General features: G+C 51.2%; 14 protein-coding genes. 3 read left to right on the top strand and 11 right to left on the bottom strand.

Annotated features, from left to right (window positions below; translation table 11 throughout):
- Window positions 1-9 precede the first annotated feature (9 nt).
- The gene (locus tag GJJ30_RS21195) at window positions 10-1,470 is read left to right on the top strand and encodes a sulfatase family protein (protein ID WP_154177192.1); all 1,461 of its coding nucleotides are present in this window, start codon (window positions 10-12) and stop codon (window positions 1,468-1,470) included.
- A gap of 127 nt (window positions 1,471-1,597) precedes the next feature.
- On the opposite strand, the gene GJJ30_RS21190 is transcribed toward GJJ30_RS21195, so the two are convergent.
- From GJJ30_RS21190 to GJJ30_RS21155, 8 genes are read right to left on the bottom strand one after another with little or no spacing between them, the layout of a single operon-like run.
- Window positions 1,598-2,065 (bottom strand): nuclear transport factor 2 family protein, encoded by a 468-nt coding sequence (locus GJJ30_RS21190; protein WP_154177191.1) that lies wholly within the window; start codon window positions 2,063-2,065, stop codon window positions 1,598-1,600.
- Window positions 2,066-2,121: 56 nt separating this feature from the next.
- The gene (locus GJJ30_RS21185; RefSeq protein ID WP_154177190.1) at window positions 2,122-3,780 is read right to left on the bottom strand and encodes an FAD-dependent oxidoreductase; all 1,659 of its coding nucleotides are present in this window, start codon (window positions 3,778-3,780) and stop codon (window positions 2,122-2,124) included.
- Window positions 3,755-5,278, bottom strand: coding sequence for a polyamine aminopropyltransferase (locus GJJ30_RS21180; protein WP_154177189.1), 1,524 nt, complete (start codon window positions 5,276-5,278; stop codon window positions 3,755-3,757). The genes GJJ30_RS21185 and GJJ30_RS21180 overlap by 26 nt, the downstream gene beginning before the upstream one ends.
- Window positions 5,271-5,486, bottom strand: coding sequence for a DUF350 domain-containing protein (locus tag GJJ30_RS21175; RefSeq protein ID WP_138990337.1), 216 nt, complete (start codon window positions 5,484-5,486; stop codon window positions 5,271-5,273). Before GJJ30_RS21175 ends, GJJ30_RS21180 begins: the two co-directional genes overlap by 8 nt.
- An 11-nt stretch (window positions 5,487-5,497) precedes the next feature.
- The gene (locus tag GJJ30_RS21170) at window positions 5,498-5,695 is read right to left on the bottom strand and encodes a hypothetical protein (RefSeq protein WP_154177188.1); all 198 of its coding nucleotides are present in this window, start codon (window positions 5,693-5,695) and stop codon (window positions 5,498-5,500) included.
- Between the two features lie 22 nt (window positions 5,696-5,717).
- On the bottom strand, window positions 5,718-6,983 hold the full coding sequence (locus tag GJJ30_RS21165; protein ID WP_154177187.1) for a DUF4178 domain-containing protein: 1,266 nt from the start codon (window positions 6,981-6,983) through the stop codon (window positions 5,718-5,720).
- A gap of 13 nt (window positions 6,984-6,996) precedes the next feature.
- Window positions 6,997-7,353 carry an S-adenosylmethionine decarboxylase family protein gene (locus GJJ30_RS21160; protein WP_154177186.1) on the bottom strand — a complete coding sequence of 119 codons (357 nt, stop codon included), beginning with the start codon at window positions 7,351-7,353 and terminating at the stop codon, window positions 6,997-6,999.
- 21 nt (window positions 7,354-7,374) lie between these two features.
- Window positions 7,375-9,069: a tetratricopeptide repeat protein gene (locus GJJ30_RS21155; RefSeq protein ID WP_154177185.1), complete on the bottom strand. Its 1,695-nt coding sequence runs from the start codon at window positions 9,067-9,069 to the stop codon at window positions 7,375-7,377.
- 175 nt (window positions 9,070-9,244) lie between these two features.
- Here GJJ30_RS21155 and GJJ30_RS21150 point away from each other — a divergent pair, with 175 nt between their 5' ends.
- Window positions 9,245-9,517 (top strand): hypothetical protein, encoded by a 273-nt coding sequence (locus GJJ30_RS21150; protein ID WP_154177184.1) that lies wholly within the window; start codon window positions 9,245-9,247, stop codon window positions 9,515-9,517.
- A gap of 108 nt (window positions 9,518-9,625) precedes the next feature.
- On the opposite strand, the gene alaS is transcribed toward GJJ30_RS21150, so the two are convergent.
- Window positions 9,626-12,280 (bottom strand): alanine--tRNA ligase, encoded by a 2,655-nt coding sequence (gene alaS, locus GJJ30_RS21145; protein WP_154177183.1) that lies wholly within the window; start codon window positions 12,278-12,280, stop codon window positions 9,626-9,628.
- A 139-nt stretch (window positions 12,281-12,419) separates the two neighbouring features.
- Here alaS and GJJ30_RS21140 point away from each other — a divergent pair, with 139 nt between their 5' ends.
- The gene (locus tag GJJ30_RS21140; protein WP_154177182.1) at window positions 12,420-12,749 is read left to right on the top strand and encodes a MerR family transcriptional regulator; all 330 of its coding nucleotides are present in this window, start codon (window positions 12,420-12,422) and stop codon (window positions 12,747-12,749) included.
- 129 nt (window positions 12,750-12,878) lie between these two features.
- Here GJJ30_RS21140 and GJJ30_RS21135 read toward each other — a convergent pair whose 3' ends face one another.
- On the bottom strand, window positions 12,879-14,393 hold the full coding sequence (locus GJJ30_RS21135; protein ID WP_154177181.1) for a capsule assembly Wzi family protein: 1,515 nt from the start codon (window positions 14,391-14,393) through the stop codon (window positions 12,879-12,881).
- Window positions 14,390-14,602 (bottom strand): hypothetical protein, encoded by a 213-nt coding sequence (locus tag GJJ30_RS21130; protein WP_154177180.1) that lies wholly within the window; start codon window positions 14,600-14,602, stop codon window positions 14,390-14,392. Before GJJ30_RS21130 ends, GJJ30_RS21135 begins: the two co-directional genes overlap by 4 nt.
- Window positions 14,603-14,932 lie beyond the last annotated feature (330 nt).

The raw sequence follows: 14,932 nt of genomic DNA, 5'->3' as shown, positions 1-14,932 counted from the left end.
CAGACTGGAATGACCTTGTTTCGAACGCGCACGTTCTCAGAAATTATCTTTTCAATTGCATTTTTTGTCGGGATCGGGTTTGCACTCAGCGGCTGGATAAGTAAACCGGCGGCTTCGCCCCCCAATGTTGTATTGTTTTTTATTGATGACATGGGCTACGGTGATTTGTCCTGCAACGGCGCTTCCGGCTATACAACGGCCAACCTCGACCGCATGGCCGCCGAAGGCACCCGGTTTACGAGTTTTCTGGCGGCTCAGGCAGTTTGCAGTGCTTCGCGGGCGGCTTTGCTGACGGGTTGCTATCCCAACCGGCTCGGAATTTCCGGCGCTTTCGGCCCCAATTCGCCGATCGGTCTGAATCCCGATGAAGAAACCATTGCGGAATTACTGAAAGAAAAAGGATACGCTACCGGCATTTTTGGGAAGTGGCATTTGGGGAGTCAGAAAGCGTTTTTGCCTCAGCAGCAGGGGTTTGACGACTATTTTGGCGTTCCGTATTCGCACGACATGTGGCCGCTGCACCCCAATCAGGCCAAAGCGAATTATCCGCCTTTGTATTTAATCGAAGGCAATATGCCCACGAAAGAAGTGAAAACGCTGGACGACGCGAGCCAGTTGACACCCGCCATTACCGAACGGGCCGTCGGTTTTATTCGCAAACACAAAAAAGAGCCTTTTTTCCTATACGTGCCGCACCCGCTGCCGCACGTTCCGCTGGCGGCTTCGAGCCGGTTTCGGGGTAAAAGCGGGGCCGGTCTGTTGGGCGATGTCATGCTGGAACTGGACTGGTCGGTCGGGCAGATTTTGCAGGAGCTGAAGCAGCAGGGATTGGACAAAAACACGATCGTTATTTTCACGAGCGACAATGGACCCTGGCTGAATTACGGCAATCATGCCGGTTCGGCGGGCGGTTTTCGGGAAGGAAAAGGTACGTCGTTCGAGGGCGGTCACCGGGTTCCCTGCATCATTCGCTGGCCGGGCGTGGTTCCGGCGGGTCGGGTGTGTAACAAACTGCTGACGACGATGGACATTTTGCCGACCTTATCGAAGCTCACCGGCGCCCGTTTGCCGAAAAAATCGATCGACGGTGTTGATATGCTGGCGTTGCTGAAAGGCGACGATACCTTAAATCCCCGCGATCATTTCTATTATTACTACCGGCAAAACAGCCTGGAAGCGGTTCGGAAGGGCGACTGGAAACTGGTGTTTGCGCATCCGGGGCGCACCTACGAAGGCTTTGCTCCGGGGGTCGACGGAAAACCGGGACCGACTACCGAAAGCCACGATTTTACGCAGGCTTTGTACGATCTCCGTCGTGATCCGGGCGAGCGGTATGACGTTCGCGAACAAAATCCCGAAATCGTTGCGGTTTTGGAAAAATTAGCCGAAGACGCCCGCGCCGATCTGGGCGATGATTTGCAGAAGCGAACCGGAAAAAATGTGCGTCCGGCGGGGAGGATTGAGAAGTAATTGGAGGAAGCCGAAATAGATTTTTCTTTTTTAAACGGATGACTTTCGGCTGCTGGTTGCTTAATTTAGGGCCCAGGAAAATGGCTGTTGATCGATAAACGTCTATGGCTAACTTCGGCAAAACCACTCAAAACGGATTCTGGAGAATAAAACCGTTCCAATCGAGGGCAGACTGGTAGAAATATTCCCGCCAGTTGCCAATGAGCCCTTCCCGGATTTTGACGCTGACCATGCCGTGCGTGGTGGTTCCGTAGGTCATCGAAAATTCGCCGGAACCCACCTGCGTTTGTTCGTCGAAGGTGAGGTGATGCCAAACCATTTGCACCACTTTCGGGCGACCTTTCCAGCCACCAAAAAACTCAAAAATCCGGTCGCGACCCCGGTAAATCTGCTTGTTCGGCGGTTCGGAATAAATGGCGTCCAGCGCAAAACAATCGGCGGCTTTGCGGCCATTATTTTCGTTCAAACCGGCCGCCACGGTCTGCATGAGGTGGATAAATTCCGCCCGGTTGATCGGTTTTCGGTTGTTCAGTTGAGCGTTGGAACCAATCAGAAATCCAAGGAAAAAAATCAGAACAAGTACGGTTTGCTTCATGAAGAATGACGGTGAACGCTACTTTTGGAGCAACGAAGAGTCGTAAAAATACATTGTTAGGCAGAGCGGTTTTGTCCAATAATTTCTTTGGCTGCCCGAATACCCTGGTAAAAGGCTTCCTCAAAAATCGAAATACCGCTCAGGTCCGAATGGGCAAAAAAGAGTTTGCCGTTAACCGGTTCAGCGGCTTTGGAGCAGTTTTTTCCCCAGATAAAACCGGGTGTGGGCACAATCATGCCGTGCCCCCAAATCCAGCAATCCACGTTGTGAATGGATGGCGTCACTCCCGGATGGGCAGTTTCCAGCTCGGCCAGTAGCTGCTGAACCCAGGTTTCATACGAAGTCTCGTAGGCTTTCCGCCGGGCAGTTGCAGGCGGTTCCTGCACCAGTGGCCAGTAAACCGTAATCACTTTCTGCGGCTCATCGACGTTCAGGTGCTGATGCGTTGCCGTCACATAACCAACTGATGAACTTCCGTAGATGACATTGTCCCAGCACAGCGGCAAACCGCGTCCCTGCGGTAAACCGCTGACGGTCAGGTTAGCCACGAGCCAGGGCGCATATTGAAAATCAGTTGAAACCCGGTTTTTGAGCAGATTTTGGGTAACAAACTGCGGAGTGGCCAGCAAAACCTTCCGCGCCTGAATAGCGATGGTTTCCTTTTTTGCTGAGTCATAACAGAGAGCCTGAACACCACGCTCGTTTTCCTGAACCGAAAACGTTAGCATATTGGATCGGATCGGCGATTGAGCTTGCCCTTCCAACTGCCTAACCAGAAAGGTATTCCCTTCCGGCCAGGTCAACACCGCGTTCGGTTCGGCATTGGCCGCAACGCCTTTTCGGGCCGCAAAATAATGCAGCCCGGCCCAGGCCGAAGTGTTCTTCAGTGTGCTACCGTAATCATCCTTGCAGCCGTACTCCACGTACCAGCGCAGATACGGCGAAGTAAAATGTTGCCCGTTCAGAAAATCTTCAAACGAAACCGAATCCCATTTTCGAAATGCCTCGTCAGCCGAAGATTGGTCGAGCGGGATCGCAAACGCATCTTTTCCGTCACTCCCTTTGGATTGCTTTAGCTCGTCAATGAGTTTGAAAAACCGCCCGATTTGCTGTTTGTCGTCTTCCGGAACGCCCACCTCCGGCACCAGTCCGGCCTGCCAGTGACCGTTGATGAAAAGTCGTTCCTCGGGATCGTGGCAAAGAAAATACTCGTTATAGTTGGGCAAACCGCTCGGGCCAAAACCGGTAATGGCCTTGCATTCAGTCAGAAAATCAAGCAGTTCGCGGTTCCGCAGGTCGGGAATGGGAAGGTAATGCGCCCCCCAGGGATAAGCCGAAACCGCGTTTTGACCGCTACTGGAATTTCCGCCGGGCCGTTGATCCATTTCAACCAGCAACACATCCTTCATTCCGTGTTGCCACAACCATCGCCGGGCCGACAATCCGGTGATTCCCCCGCCCACAATCAGCACCTCCGTTTCCTGCGTTTGGGTAGGTGGCGGGAGTTTTCCCGGGTTTCGCAGCAAATGACCGATCTGGTGATTGGCGCCGATCATCCCACCTGTAATGTGTGAATGGGAAGTCGTTGATTCGCAAGCCTGTAGACCGGCCGAACCTGCCAGCAAGGCTGACAAGCCCAAACCGGCAGCCTGTTCGAGAAACTGCCGACGGCCCGGGTTTTCGGGCGAATCAGTGGGCGTAGGGCATCCAGTCATCTTCGAAATAATGCACCAGAACCTGGTTGTTGAGCTTGTTGACTTCCGTCGGAACCTCGGCCATGTCGGGCGGAAAATTCAGCATGTCGTGGATGGTTTTCGTCGTCACAAACCGGAGCCCGGACGGTAGCGGCCCATTGCCCCGCCAGTGGCTGTTGCGCGAAAGCAGCACATAACCCCACTCGCCAAACGAGGGAATATAGGCATGATACGGAATCGTTTGAAAACCGGCAGCCGCGATCGTGTGTTGGATGCACCAAAACGATTGCCGGGCGATGTAGGGCGAAGTCGATTGCACCACCGCCAACCCGCCGGGACGAAGCAGGCGGTTTAATTCCTGATAGAACGACAGGCTGTACAGTTTCCCAATGGAATAATTCGATGGATCGGGAAAATCAACAACAATCAAATCATATTGCGTCGTGTCCTGCCGAATAAAATTGTAGGCGTCGGTATTGATAATCTGCACTTTAGGCGAAAGTAAAGAGCGATTGTTGAGCTTCAGCAGCAGCTCGTTTTCCCGGAAAAGATTGGTCATACCCGGGTCCAGATCGACCAGCGTTACCGACTGAATCGACTTGTACTTCAAAATCTCCCGAACCGCCAGGCCATCTCCTCCGCCCAAAACCAGCACCCGGTTTGCGTTGGGGATTGCCTGCAGGGCGGGGTGGACGAGGGCTTCGTGGTAGCGGTATTCGTCGGCAGAACTAAACTGGAGGTTGCCGTTCAGAAACAGCCGAAACTCACGGTTGCTGGCGGTCAGGACAATGCGCTGGTAGGAGGTACTTTTGCTGTAGATTACCTTGTCCTGAAACGTCAGGTTTTCGGTGTAGGTCATGATCTGTTCCGCGTAAACAAAACCGCTCAGCAGGGCAAGGGACGATAAGGCGATAGCGGTGATGAGCGAAGGTCGATACGGTTTTGTTTCGCGAAATTGGTGGAGCAGAAAACCGGCGACGCCGATGTTCATCAGTCCAAAAAATAAGGCCGTCCGGATGAGGCCCAGATACGGAACCAGCACCAGCGGAAAGATCAGCGACGCCAGCAGGGCACCGATGTAATCGAAGGTGAAGACCCTGGAAACCAAATCTTTGAAGGTGAGCTGATTTTCGAGAATCCGCATTAGCAGCGGGATTTCGAGCCCGACCAGCATTCCGGTCAAACTCACCAAGGTATAGAGAATGAGCCGGAAAGAAGCTGCGTATTCGAACAGCGCGAATAGGAGGGGAGCGCTGCAGCCGCCCACAATTCCGACCAGAATTTCAATGCGGATAAACCACTTCAACAGATTTCCGTCGAGGTATTTGGACAGCCACGAACCGATGCCCATCGAGAACAAATACACCCCGATGATAGTGGAAAACTGCGTTACCGAATCGCCCAGCAGGTAACTCGCCAGCGTTCCGGCGACCAGCTCGTAGATGAGTCCGCAGGTAGCAATGACAAAAACCGACAGCAATAAAAGCAGATGCCGGTGCCGATTTACCCCATCACTCATGGATGGCCGAACTGATGATGATGGCCACCGCAATCATGAAAGCAGCCGCCAGAATGGAAAGTGCGACGTTTTCCTCATCGACGATTTTTTTCCAGAGATTTTCGGGGGCGATTTTTTCGATGATCACGAAGCTGATGACCAGAATCAGGATGCCGACCAGCGAATAAACGACGGACGGAACGATGTACTTCAAGGTAGACAAGTCCATGGGAAGAGGGTTTATTTGTGGTAAAAACCGGTCCGGTGGCCCGAACGTCGACCCGAACCGTGTTGAAAGGAATTGTTATCCATTTTTTCGACGCTTTCCAGGTCATCGCCCAGCAATCGGCTTCCGTACATCCCCGCCCAGACAAATCCCGCTGTTAACAAACCACCCGCTAAAACGATGTATTTGATTTTGAACAACTTCTCAAGCATGATTACATTTAGGGTTTATGGTTTACGGTCCAAAATCACTATCGGCCCAGCGTTTTTGCTCGAATACGTTTTGCTGAATGAACAGGACGATTGGGTAAATGGCAATGAGAATCAGCATCAGAAACAGATTGGAATACAGAATCGGGTTCTGGACGACGGTGACGTGCACGTAAAACCGGTTTTTGCCTTCGGAATTCGGATACAAATTGAGGTGATACTGCCCGGACGGAATGCGTGACAGTATGGCTTCGTCCTTCTGAGCGCCCTCTTCCCAGCTCTCTCCGCCATCTACGCCGTGGTAATACTCCACCGTTCGCGTGAATTCATACGACTTGCCGGAGGTCTCATTGATCAGGCTGATCGGCAACTCCACCCAATTGTTATCGACGTTGGCACTCAACCGAATGGCCATTGCCGACGGCCCGTCAAAGGCAAACGAAGACGTCACGATGGGCTGGTTCCAGCCCGGCCGCGTTGAATCCGAATTCCAGGAATAAGATTGATCGAAAAGTGTTTTTTGCGGTTTTAAAATATAAAAAAACACTTGAAGTACCACGATCAGCAACGCCAGGCGAGTAGCCAGCCACGCCACTGTCGGCCGTTTCTGACCCGCGGGCGACGGTTGAATGGCTCCGATACCCAGCGGTTTTGGCAGTTGATTGGTCAATCCGAAGGCGGTTGCGATTTCCTGAGGAGTTTTGTAAACCGCTTTGTACCATTCGGTTCCCTTCAGACCAACTTCCCGACTCAGCAAATAAGGCGGATGAATGTATTCGGAGATTTGCAGTTTGGAGTCCTCCAGGAGGTCCCAATAAAATTCCCCAACGGCGTTCAGCACCCGGCAGTTATACCGGTTAAACAGCTTGTATTCACGATCTTCGTCCGTAACGTTCTTGCCTTTTTCTTCGGTGTATTTCCCCTCTGCCGGGCGAATCAGCATCCAGTGGCCGTTGAATTCGGACAACATTTGATAACCGCTTTCTTTTGTCTCCAAAACATATTCCAGCCAGGGATCATCGTATCTTTCTTCCCGTTTCCTGCTAATTCCCGTCACCCGAACCCATTTTCCATCGAGGTATCCTTCCGAACCAACGGATAGGGGAGTTGGCTCCATTCGCGTTGAAAACGTCGTTTTCCGATCAATGGGACCGGTTTCTCCGTAATAAAAATAGTTCTGGCAATGGGCGCAGCCGAAATAGCAACTTTCCGATGGGTCGAAGATCGGAATGGACGTGCTGCAAACCGGGCAGTCGAATGAGGTGGGTGCGGAAGACTCGTTGAAAGGCATAATGTCGGTACAATCAGCGGGTTATTTCCTGTTCATGAATGACCGATGTTACCTCAAACAGTCGCAGTGCTTCTGCATAAAACTGTCGGACTTTCAGGGTGTTATCGTGTTGAAAATTAGATAGGAAGACATCGAATGTAGCCAAACCGCTTTCAGGCCAGGTGTGCACGGAAACATGGGATTCGGTGAGGCAAATCACCGCCGTAAAACCGCCATTCGGAAAGGAATGATACACTTCCCCAACCTTCGACAATCCCAGTTCCTGAATAAGCCGGTTGAAACCCGCGCGGCAGCTTTCCACATCCGTCAGGGCAGATGCCGGAGCTTCGAAAGTTGACAGAATGTGCAGGCCGGGGCGGTAGGATGTCATGGCCCGCAAGATAGGATTTCGTTATTTATTTTTAGGGAAATTTTGAGCTAAAAATACAGCATCGGCTTTCGACCAGCCTTTCCGAGCCAGTTGACACTCTTTTTCGGCCGTTGCTTTATCGCCTTTCAGGTCGGCAATCCGGGCGAGAACGAAATGTGTTCCGGGATAATACGGATCATGTTCGGCCAGCACCTTCGTGGATTCTTCGGCGAAATCGGTCAGCTTCAGCTGCGTAGCCACCTGCGCAATCATCTCCAGTTGGAACAGGGCTTCAATCCACGGGTCCGGACCGGTTTGGTCCCGGGCGCTGGCCTGAAACTTCCGAATGTCGGCCAAACCTTTTTCGCGGGCTGCGGGATCGTGCAGGGCAATCAGGCTGGCTAAAAATTTCGGATGCGGATCGAGCCAGGCATTCAGCCAGTCGGTTTGAGCTTCCTTCTTGGCTTCCACCAGTTCGGTTTGGGCGGTTTTCAGCGAAGCCTTCGCCTGCTCGAGCTGATTCTTTTTCAGGGCAATCATCCCGAGCAGGTAGTGCCCGATCACACGCTCACCCGGCGTTTTGCCCTTCGTCATTTCTTCGGCAATGGGCCGGGCTTCTTCATCCCGGTTTTGGGTAATCAGCAAAGTCGGATAGCCCATTTTGTTATAGAATGTCCGCTCCAGATTGATCGGCCGTTTGATTTCAAACCGTTCTTTCACCAGTTTTTCCGCTTCCTGAATCCGCCCTTGATACTGGTAGCAAAGCGCCAGCAGCGAAATGTTGTGGATGTGGTGCCAGTCGTACATCGGATCGTATTTTTCACTCGTATACAAACCGCGTTCAATGGCGTCCGTCTGCTTCATTTCCGCAATGGCGTTGTCTACGTCACCGGTTTTCATCAGGTCGTGGGCGTACATGTGCAGCGCGTGGGCCAGATTCGGTGCCAATCTGGCGTAGTCTTTGCCGTGTTTCAAGGCTTCAGTATAATCGCCCATGCCCTCGTACGCATGAATCAGGTAATGGTGAGCCGCCGGATGGTCGGGGGCAAACTGGAGTATTTTTTCGTAAATGGCGATGCTGCCCGTCGATGAGCCCTGGCCGCGGCCGGTGGCAAATTTTTCGTAGGAGTTACCGGACAGTAACCACAATTCCGGATCCGTCGGGAATTTCTTGACAATCCCGTTGACTTTCGTCCGGTAGTCATTCAGCAGTTTTTGGTTACTCAATGAATCGACGGCCTTCAATTGCGCAAACCGCAATTCGATGTGCCCCTTTTCGCGCTCTGAAGCGTATTTCGAAAACGACTTCGCGGTTTCGGCGGCTTTTAAAGCGGCTTTGTTGTCTTCCAGTTGAATATACAGGCGGCTCAGACCCACATACGCCATGACAAAAGTAGAGTCCAGTTTGATGGCTTCGTGAAACGACCGGGCGGCTTCCACCAGCGCATACCCGTGCAGGTAGGCCATGCCCTGTTCAAAATAAGCCTGTGCTTTCGGATTTTTGGTGGAAGTCGGCGTCGGGTATTGCCCCACATTGGGGCGCAGCGCCACGGATTGTTGAAGCAGCGAATACGGTATGCCGCCGATGTGGGCCATCCCGCATATGGGCGCTTGCGGTATTTCGTTGATGGTCACGATTTCAGCCGGTGCGGTTTGTGTTTTTCCAGACCAGAGTTCACTAACCAGCAAGGCAGCCAGCAGTACGGGAAGGAGCGAGTATGTATAGAGTCGTTTCATAGCATCTACCTGCGGACTAAACGGGGCGGCATTGGCCGGCCGTAGTTACGTAAATATAGAAATTTCCGGGCTAAACGGTTAACCGTTCGCTAAATGGGGATTTGCGAAACAAAGGAGATCAATTCAGCAACTTTTAGAACTGCCGCGAGTTAATATAGAAAAAACCAAAACTTGTATGGAAAAGATGTTTGTAGTTCGGGCCGTAGGGGTCGATGAACTCGGAGTTGAAACCCCCACCACAATTCCAATGAAACTGGCCGAAAAACCAGAAGTTGAAATTATTGAACAGGATTTGGACGCGCAATACCCGCACCTGAAACACCGGGTGATCGAAATAGAAGAATTAAAAACGCCCGGTCAGGTCGAAGACTGGCAGCATTCCTACCTCGGTTCGGTTTTCGGTTCGGAACACCAGGTGAATGAACCGGAGGAAAAACGCGATGAATAAAATTATGAATGAAAAATATCAAATGATGAATGTCGAATGTAAAAGTTCTTGAGAGCGCTTAGCCAGTTTACATTCGACATTCATCATTTGATATTTTTCATTTCCCTTTTACCCCAAGATTTCCCGACCTTTTTCCAGCGCCCGATCGAGGCCATTGGCGTCGGTGCCGCCCGCCGTGGCAAAGAACGGCTGACCACCACCGCCCCCACGGATTTCTTTCGCGAGTTCTTTCACCAGATTTCCGGCGTGCAAGTTTTTATCCTTGATCAGATTGTCCGGCAGCATCACCGCCAGTTGCGGTTTTCCGTTGATATCCGAACCCAACACCAGCGCCAAGTTATCGATTTTCGCTTTCAGATCGTACGCCAGTTGTTTCAACGCATCCGCCGAAGGTACCTCCACACGCTCAACAATCACCGAGTGCCCATTGCTCGACTGCACTTTGGTCAGCAAACCGGTTTTGACCTGCTGTAATTTTTCCGACTCCAGCGCATCGATTTTTTTCTGCAACTGACTGCGTTCGTCAAGCAGACTTTGAACCGCTTTCACAACATCTTTTGGTGCTTTCAGCAGTTCTTTCAACTGATCCAGCGTTGCCTGCTGTTCGTTCAGAAGCGCTAGGGCTTTCTCGGCGGTAACGGCTTCAATCCGGCGGACGCCCGTTGAAACGGAGCCTTCCGAAGTGAATTTGAATAACCCGATCTGGCCGGTGGCCGGAACGTGGGTCCCTCCGCAAAGCTCGACGGAATAGTTCGGATCGAAGGTAATGACCCGGACAAAATCGCCGTATTTTTCACCGAACAACGCCATCGCACCCAGTTTCCGGGCTTCGTCGATCGGCACGTTCCGGCGTTCGTTTAATGGAATATTTTCGCGGATTTTTTCATTGACAATGCGCTCAACTTCAGCAAGTTCAGCGTCGGTAACTTTAGTAAAGTGTGAGAAGTCGAACCGCAGCGCATCCGGCCCGACATACGAACCTTTCTGGCCAACATGTTTCCCTAAAACCTCGCGCAACGCAGCGTGCAACAGGTGGGTAGCCGAGTGGTTGTCTTCAATCGCTATCCGGCGCGCGCTATCGATTTTTGCCAGAACCGGGGCGTGACCATCCAATAGTTCTTCCAGATTCTTATCGTTGGAAATATGAATAATCAGGTCGTTTTCTTTTTTAGTATCGGCAATGTGAATCACGGCGATTTGGTCGCCCGACTGTAATTCCAGCACCCCCGTATCGCCAATCTGACCACCGGATTCGGCATAGAAAGGTGTCCGATCCAGAACGATCTGGTATTGCGTTCCCTGTTTGTTCTGAACCTTCCGGTATTTGGCAATCCGAGCTTCGGCTTCCGTCTGGTCGTATCCTAAAAACTCAACGCCATCGATGTCGTGCAGTTCGGTCCAGTCGCCGGTGGCCGAAGAAGCATCTTTTCTCGAGCGTTCTTTCTGGAGTTGTAGGGATTTCTGAAAACCGCTTTCATCAATTGAAAAGCCCTTTTCCCGGGCAATTAACGCTGTTAAATCGACCGGGAAACCAAAGGTGTCGTTCAGTTCGAAAACGGTTTCGCCATCGATAACGGTTTTGCCGGTTTTTTCCAGATCGACGGTAATTTTATCCAGTAGTTTCAGGCCGTTTTCCAGCGTCCGCAGAAAAGCCGCTTCTTCCTCCCGAATCACCGTCGCCACAAAGTCGCGCTGGGCGTTCAGTTCCGGGAAAACGTCGGCAAATTGCAGCGCCAGCGTTGGCACAAGCTTAGTCAGGAACGGTTCAGTAAAACCGAGGTACGAATAGCCGTAGCGAACCGCCCGGCGCAGAATCCGGCGAATGACGTAGCCCGCCCGCGCGTTTGACGGAACTAGGCCGTCGGCAATGGCGAACGAAACCGCCCGGATGTGGTCGGCAATGACGCGCATGGCCACGTCGGGGTATTCGCGCTGCGAACCGGTGTAAGTGATTCCCGATAATTCTTCAATGACCTTGATGGTATGGGTGAAAACGTCGGTGTCGTAGTTCGACATTTTGCCCTGAATTGCCATACAAAGCCGCTCAAAACCCATTCCGGTATCGACGTGCCGGGCAGGCAGCGGGTCGAGCGAACCGTCGGCCTTGCGGTTGAACTGCATGAAAACCAGGTTCCAGATTTCGACCACCTGCGGGTGATCGGCGTTCACCAGTTCCTTGCCCGGTTTCAGATTAACCTCCGACTGGGGCCGCAAATCGACGTGGATTTCGGAGCAGGGACCGCAGGGACCCGTATCGCCCATTTCCCAGAAATTGTCTTTTTTGTTGCCGAGAATGATGCGGTCTTCGCCGACGATCGGTTTCCACAAATCCCAGGCTTCCTGATCGAAAGGGACATTGTCTTTAGTATCACCTTCAAATACAGATACATACAGCCGATCTTTCGGAAGTTTATAGATGTCCGTCAGCAGTTCCCAGGCCCAGGTGATGGCTTCTTTCTTGAAGTAATCACCGAACGACCAGTTGCCGAGCATCTCGAACATGGTGTGGTGGTAGGTGTCGAAACCCACATCTTCCAGGTCGTTGTGTTTTCCCGAAACCCGCAGACATTTTTGCGTATCCGCGACCCGTTTGGCCGGTGGCGTTCCGTTGCCCAGAAAAAAATCTTTAAATTGAGCCATCCCCGAATTGTTGAACATCAGGGTAGGGTCGTTTTTGGCAACCAGGGGCGCTGATTGAACAATCAGGTGGTTTTTACTGCGAAAAAAGTCTAGAAAATGCTGGCGAATTTCACTTGAAGTCATGTTGCTTTCCGTTTGACGTTTGTGTTCGTTAACTGTTGCCCGATCGCAAACGTCCAATTTTTTTGCAAATTTAAGCTATTTTCGCCGGTTACATTCTATTCACGCAGGTACTAATTCGCTCATTCGCGAGGAATAAGACATGGAGGAGTTAACCAAACGCTATTATGGCATTCGGGAAGTAGCCGATATGCTGGGGGTGAATATTTCGAAACTGCGGTTTTACGAAAAAGAATTTCCGACGCTAAAACCCCGCAAAAACCGCGCGGGCGACCGGATTTATACCAAAGATGATATCAGTCACCTGCGGGGAATCCTGGAATTGGTCGAAGAAAAGAAACTGACGCTGGAAGGGGCAAGACAGCACCTGAAAGGCAGCACATCGCGGCAAAATGAAATCAAGCAGATGATCAGTCGGCTCCAGGAAATCCGGAAGTTTTTGGTGGCGACAAGGGATCAACTCGAAGCATAATATGTTGACAACCAATTATTTCGTTATTCGCTATTCAATATTCATTATTCGATATTTAGACCATTAATATCGAATAGCGAATATTGAATAACGAATAATGAAGTTTAGGAGAGTTAGGCAATCAATACGCTAGATTTTCCGGGCGCGGTACTTGTAATAATCCCACGTTTTTCGGACACCGGCATAGACGCCGTTGCTGTTGGAGAATAAACCGCCCTGATCCGATGCGGCCGCAACGGTCAGGAGCAAACCAGTTTGGTTCAACGGCAAGCCCAGTTGCAGCATCGATGAAAACTGCTCGACAGTATTGGGAAACGGCATTTCGTAGGTGCCGTAATTCTGGCTGTACGATACCTTCAACTGAAAGGTGCAATTCCGGGCGAAACCGCCCTGCAAACCGGTGTGGAACGCCCGAACCCGGTTGTTGGCAAAAAAACCGTAGCGCGGCAGTTCCGGCCGTGTATCATCCATGGGCGTGATAAACGGCGTGCCGATGGAATTCCCGAAATACGACCAGCCGTTCCGGTATTGCGTGTGGTTAAAATAATTGTCCCGGCCCCGCAGCTTGTCATCAGGTTCAAATTGAACTCCCCCCTGACTTTTCGTATACAGAAACTCCGCTACGGCACCCGTGATTCGGAAGCCGGAAGTAGCCGGATTTAAGTTTCGGAACCGAATTCCATGCAGACCATCTTCGATATTTGTGCCGTAATAGAGTGAGCCGTCTTCATAAATGCTCTGGCGATACAAAAGAATGGACAGCTTTTTAGTGCTGATTTCCAACCCAATGTCAATGCTGCCCAGATGGTTGCCAACCCGGTTTTCGCGGTCAAACCGGCTGTAATACGTCGTATCGACGTTGGGATTATACCCCAGGCTGCTACCGGTTACCAGATACGAATAGGCCTGAAAACTGGCCGGTAATCGATTATTTTTAATCAGTCCGTCGGAAAGCTCATTGCTCGTACCACCCCATTGCACCTGATGATTGAAACCGCCGCAGACTTTAACTGGCCAGTTTGATTTGCCAATTCGAACGTAAAGCGCCTTCTGATGCAGGTAAGAATGGTGAATGATTCCCTGATTGTTAAACCATCCGTGCGCATAAAAACCGTTCACGGAAATCAGACCGTGGGTAAACGGGATAGGTGTGAAGCGGGACAGGCCGATCTGGATTTTGGGAATGGGCAGTGCATTGCCCGACCAACTGTATGAACCCGAACTGAGGGTCGAATCCACCAGTCCGTGAACTTCCCGCCGACGCCCGGCGACCAACTCGAAAGCCCCCGCCCGAACCTTGGCGTAGAGTTCCGGTATAATCAGTGCGGTTTTTCCGCCCGAGCCGGTGTTGCCCACGAATTCGGCGCCGTAGCCAAATCCGAATCGATCGTGCCGTTTGCTGGCAACGCGATCGTCGACGGGGCTGAAACGGAAATCCCGGTAAAGTCCGGCGCGGATGGTCGCTAAAGGCAAAGTGGTCGGCACAATGCCGTACTGGTTCGATCGTAGCCAGAATGGCGTTTGTTTGGCAGTTCCGTAAAAACCGCCGACTTCCGTAAAGAGCTGGACGGACTTTATTTCGATCTGGCTCTGGCAAAGTCCAATGGCAGGACACAGGAAAAGTAGCAGTAAAAGTTTTCTCATTTGGTCCGGATTAGAAAAAATGAGCTGCCTAAATAAAACATCACATAAAAACCGATACCCGCCGATCCGACGGTAATGGAGCTTTCGCGGGTAACTTCATACGCCATAAAACCGCTGGCCAGGGCCATAAAGCCGCTAACCAGTACCAGAACAATTAACGCACACCAATAACTTAAAGGGCGGTTTTCAAAACTTGACTTGGGCATCATAACTTTGGTTAAGAAAGATTGAACATCAAAAAACGATCGATGGTCTACCTGGACGTGTGTATTGTGGGGCGAAACAGAACGGCGAAAATTTAGCTGGCTACCCTTTCCAGAAAATGGTTGGAAAAGAGCAACAACAACCTCACTTTGGCTGCTTCTATTAAGTTTCCTATTCTTAACTTTCGGTTATAAAATATGTTTAGTTAAGTGCCTAAAATTGAGTAATTTATAAGCAGTCTAGATGTAATATAATATGAAATTATTTTTGCCGGTCTGAAAAGTTGTCTTGTAATTAGGCTTAACTAAGAGAGTATGAGAGCTATTTGTAAAGCT

It is taken from the genome of Larkinella terrae, from assembly GCF_009668025.1.
In the GTDB taxonomy this organism is placed as follows: Bacteria; Bacteroidota; Bacteroidia; order Cytophagales; family Spirosomataceae; genus Larkinella; species Larkinella terrae.
This window is presented reverse-complemented; position numbering and strand designations above follow the sequence as displayed.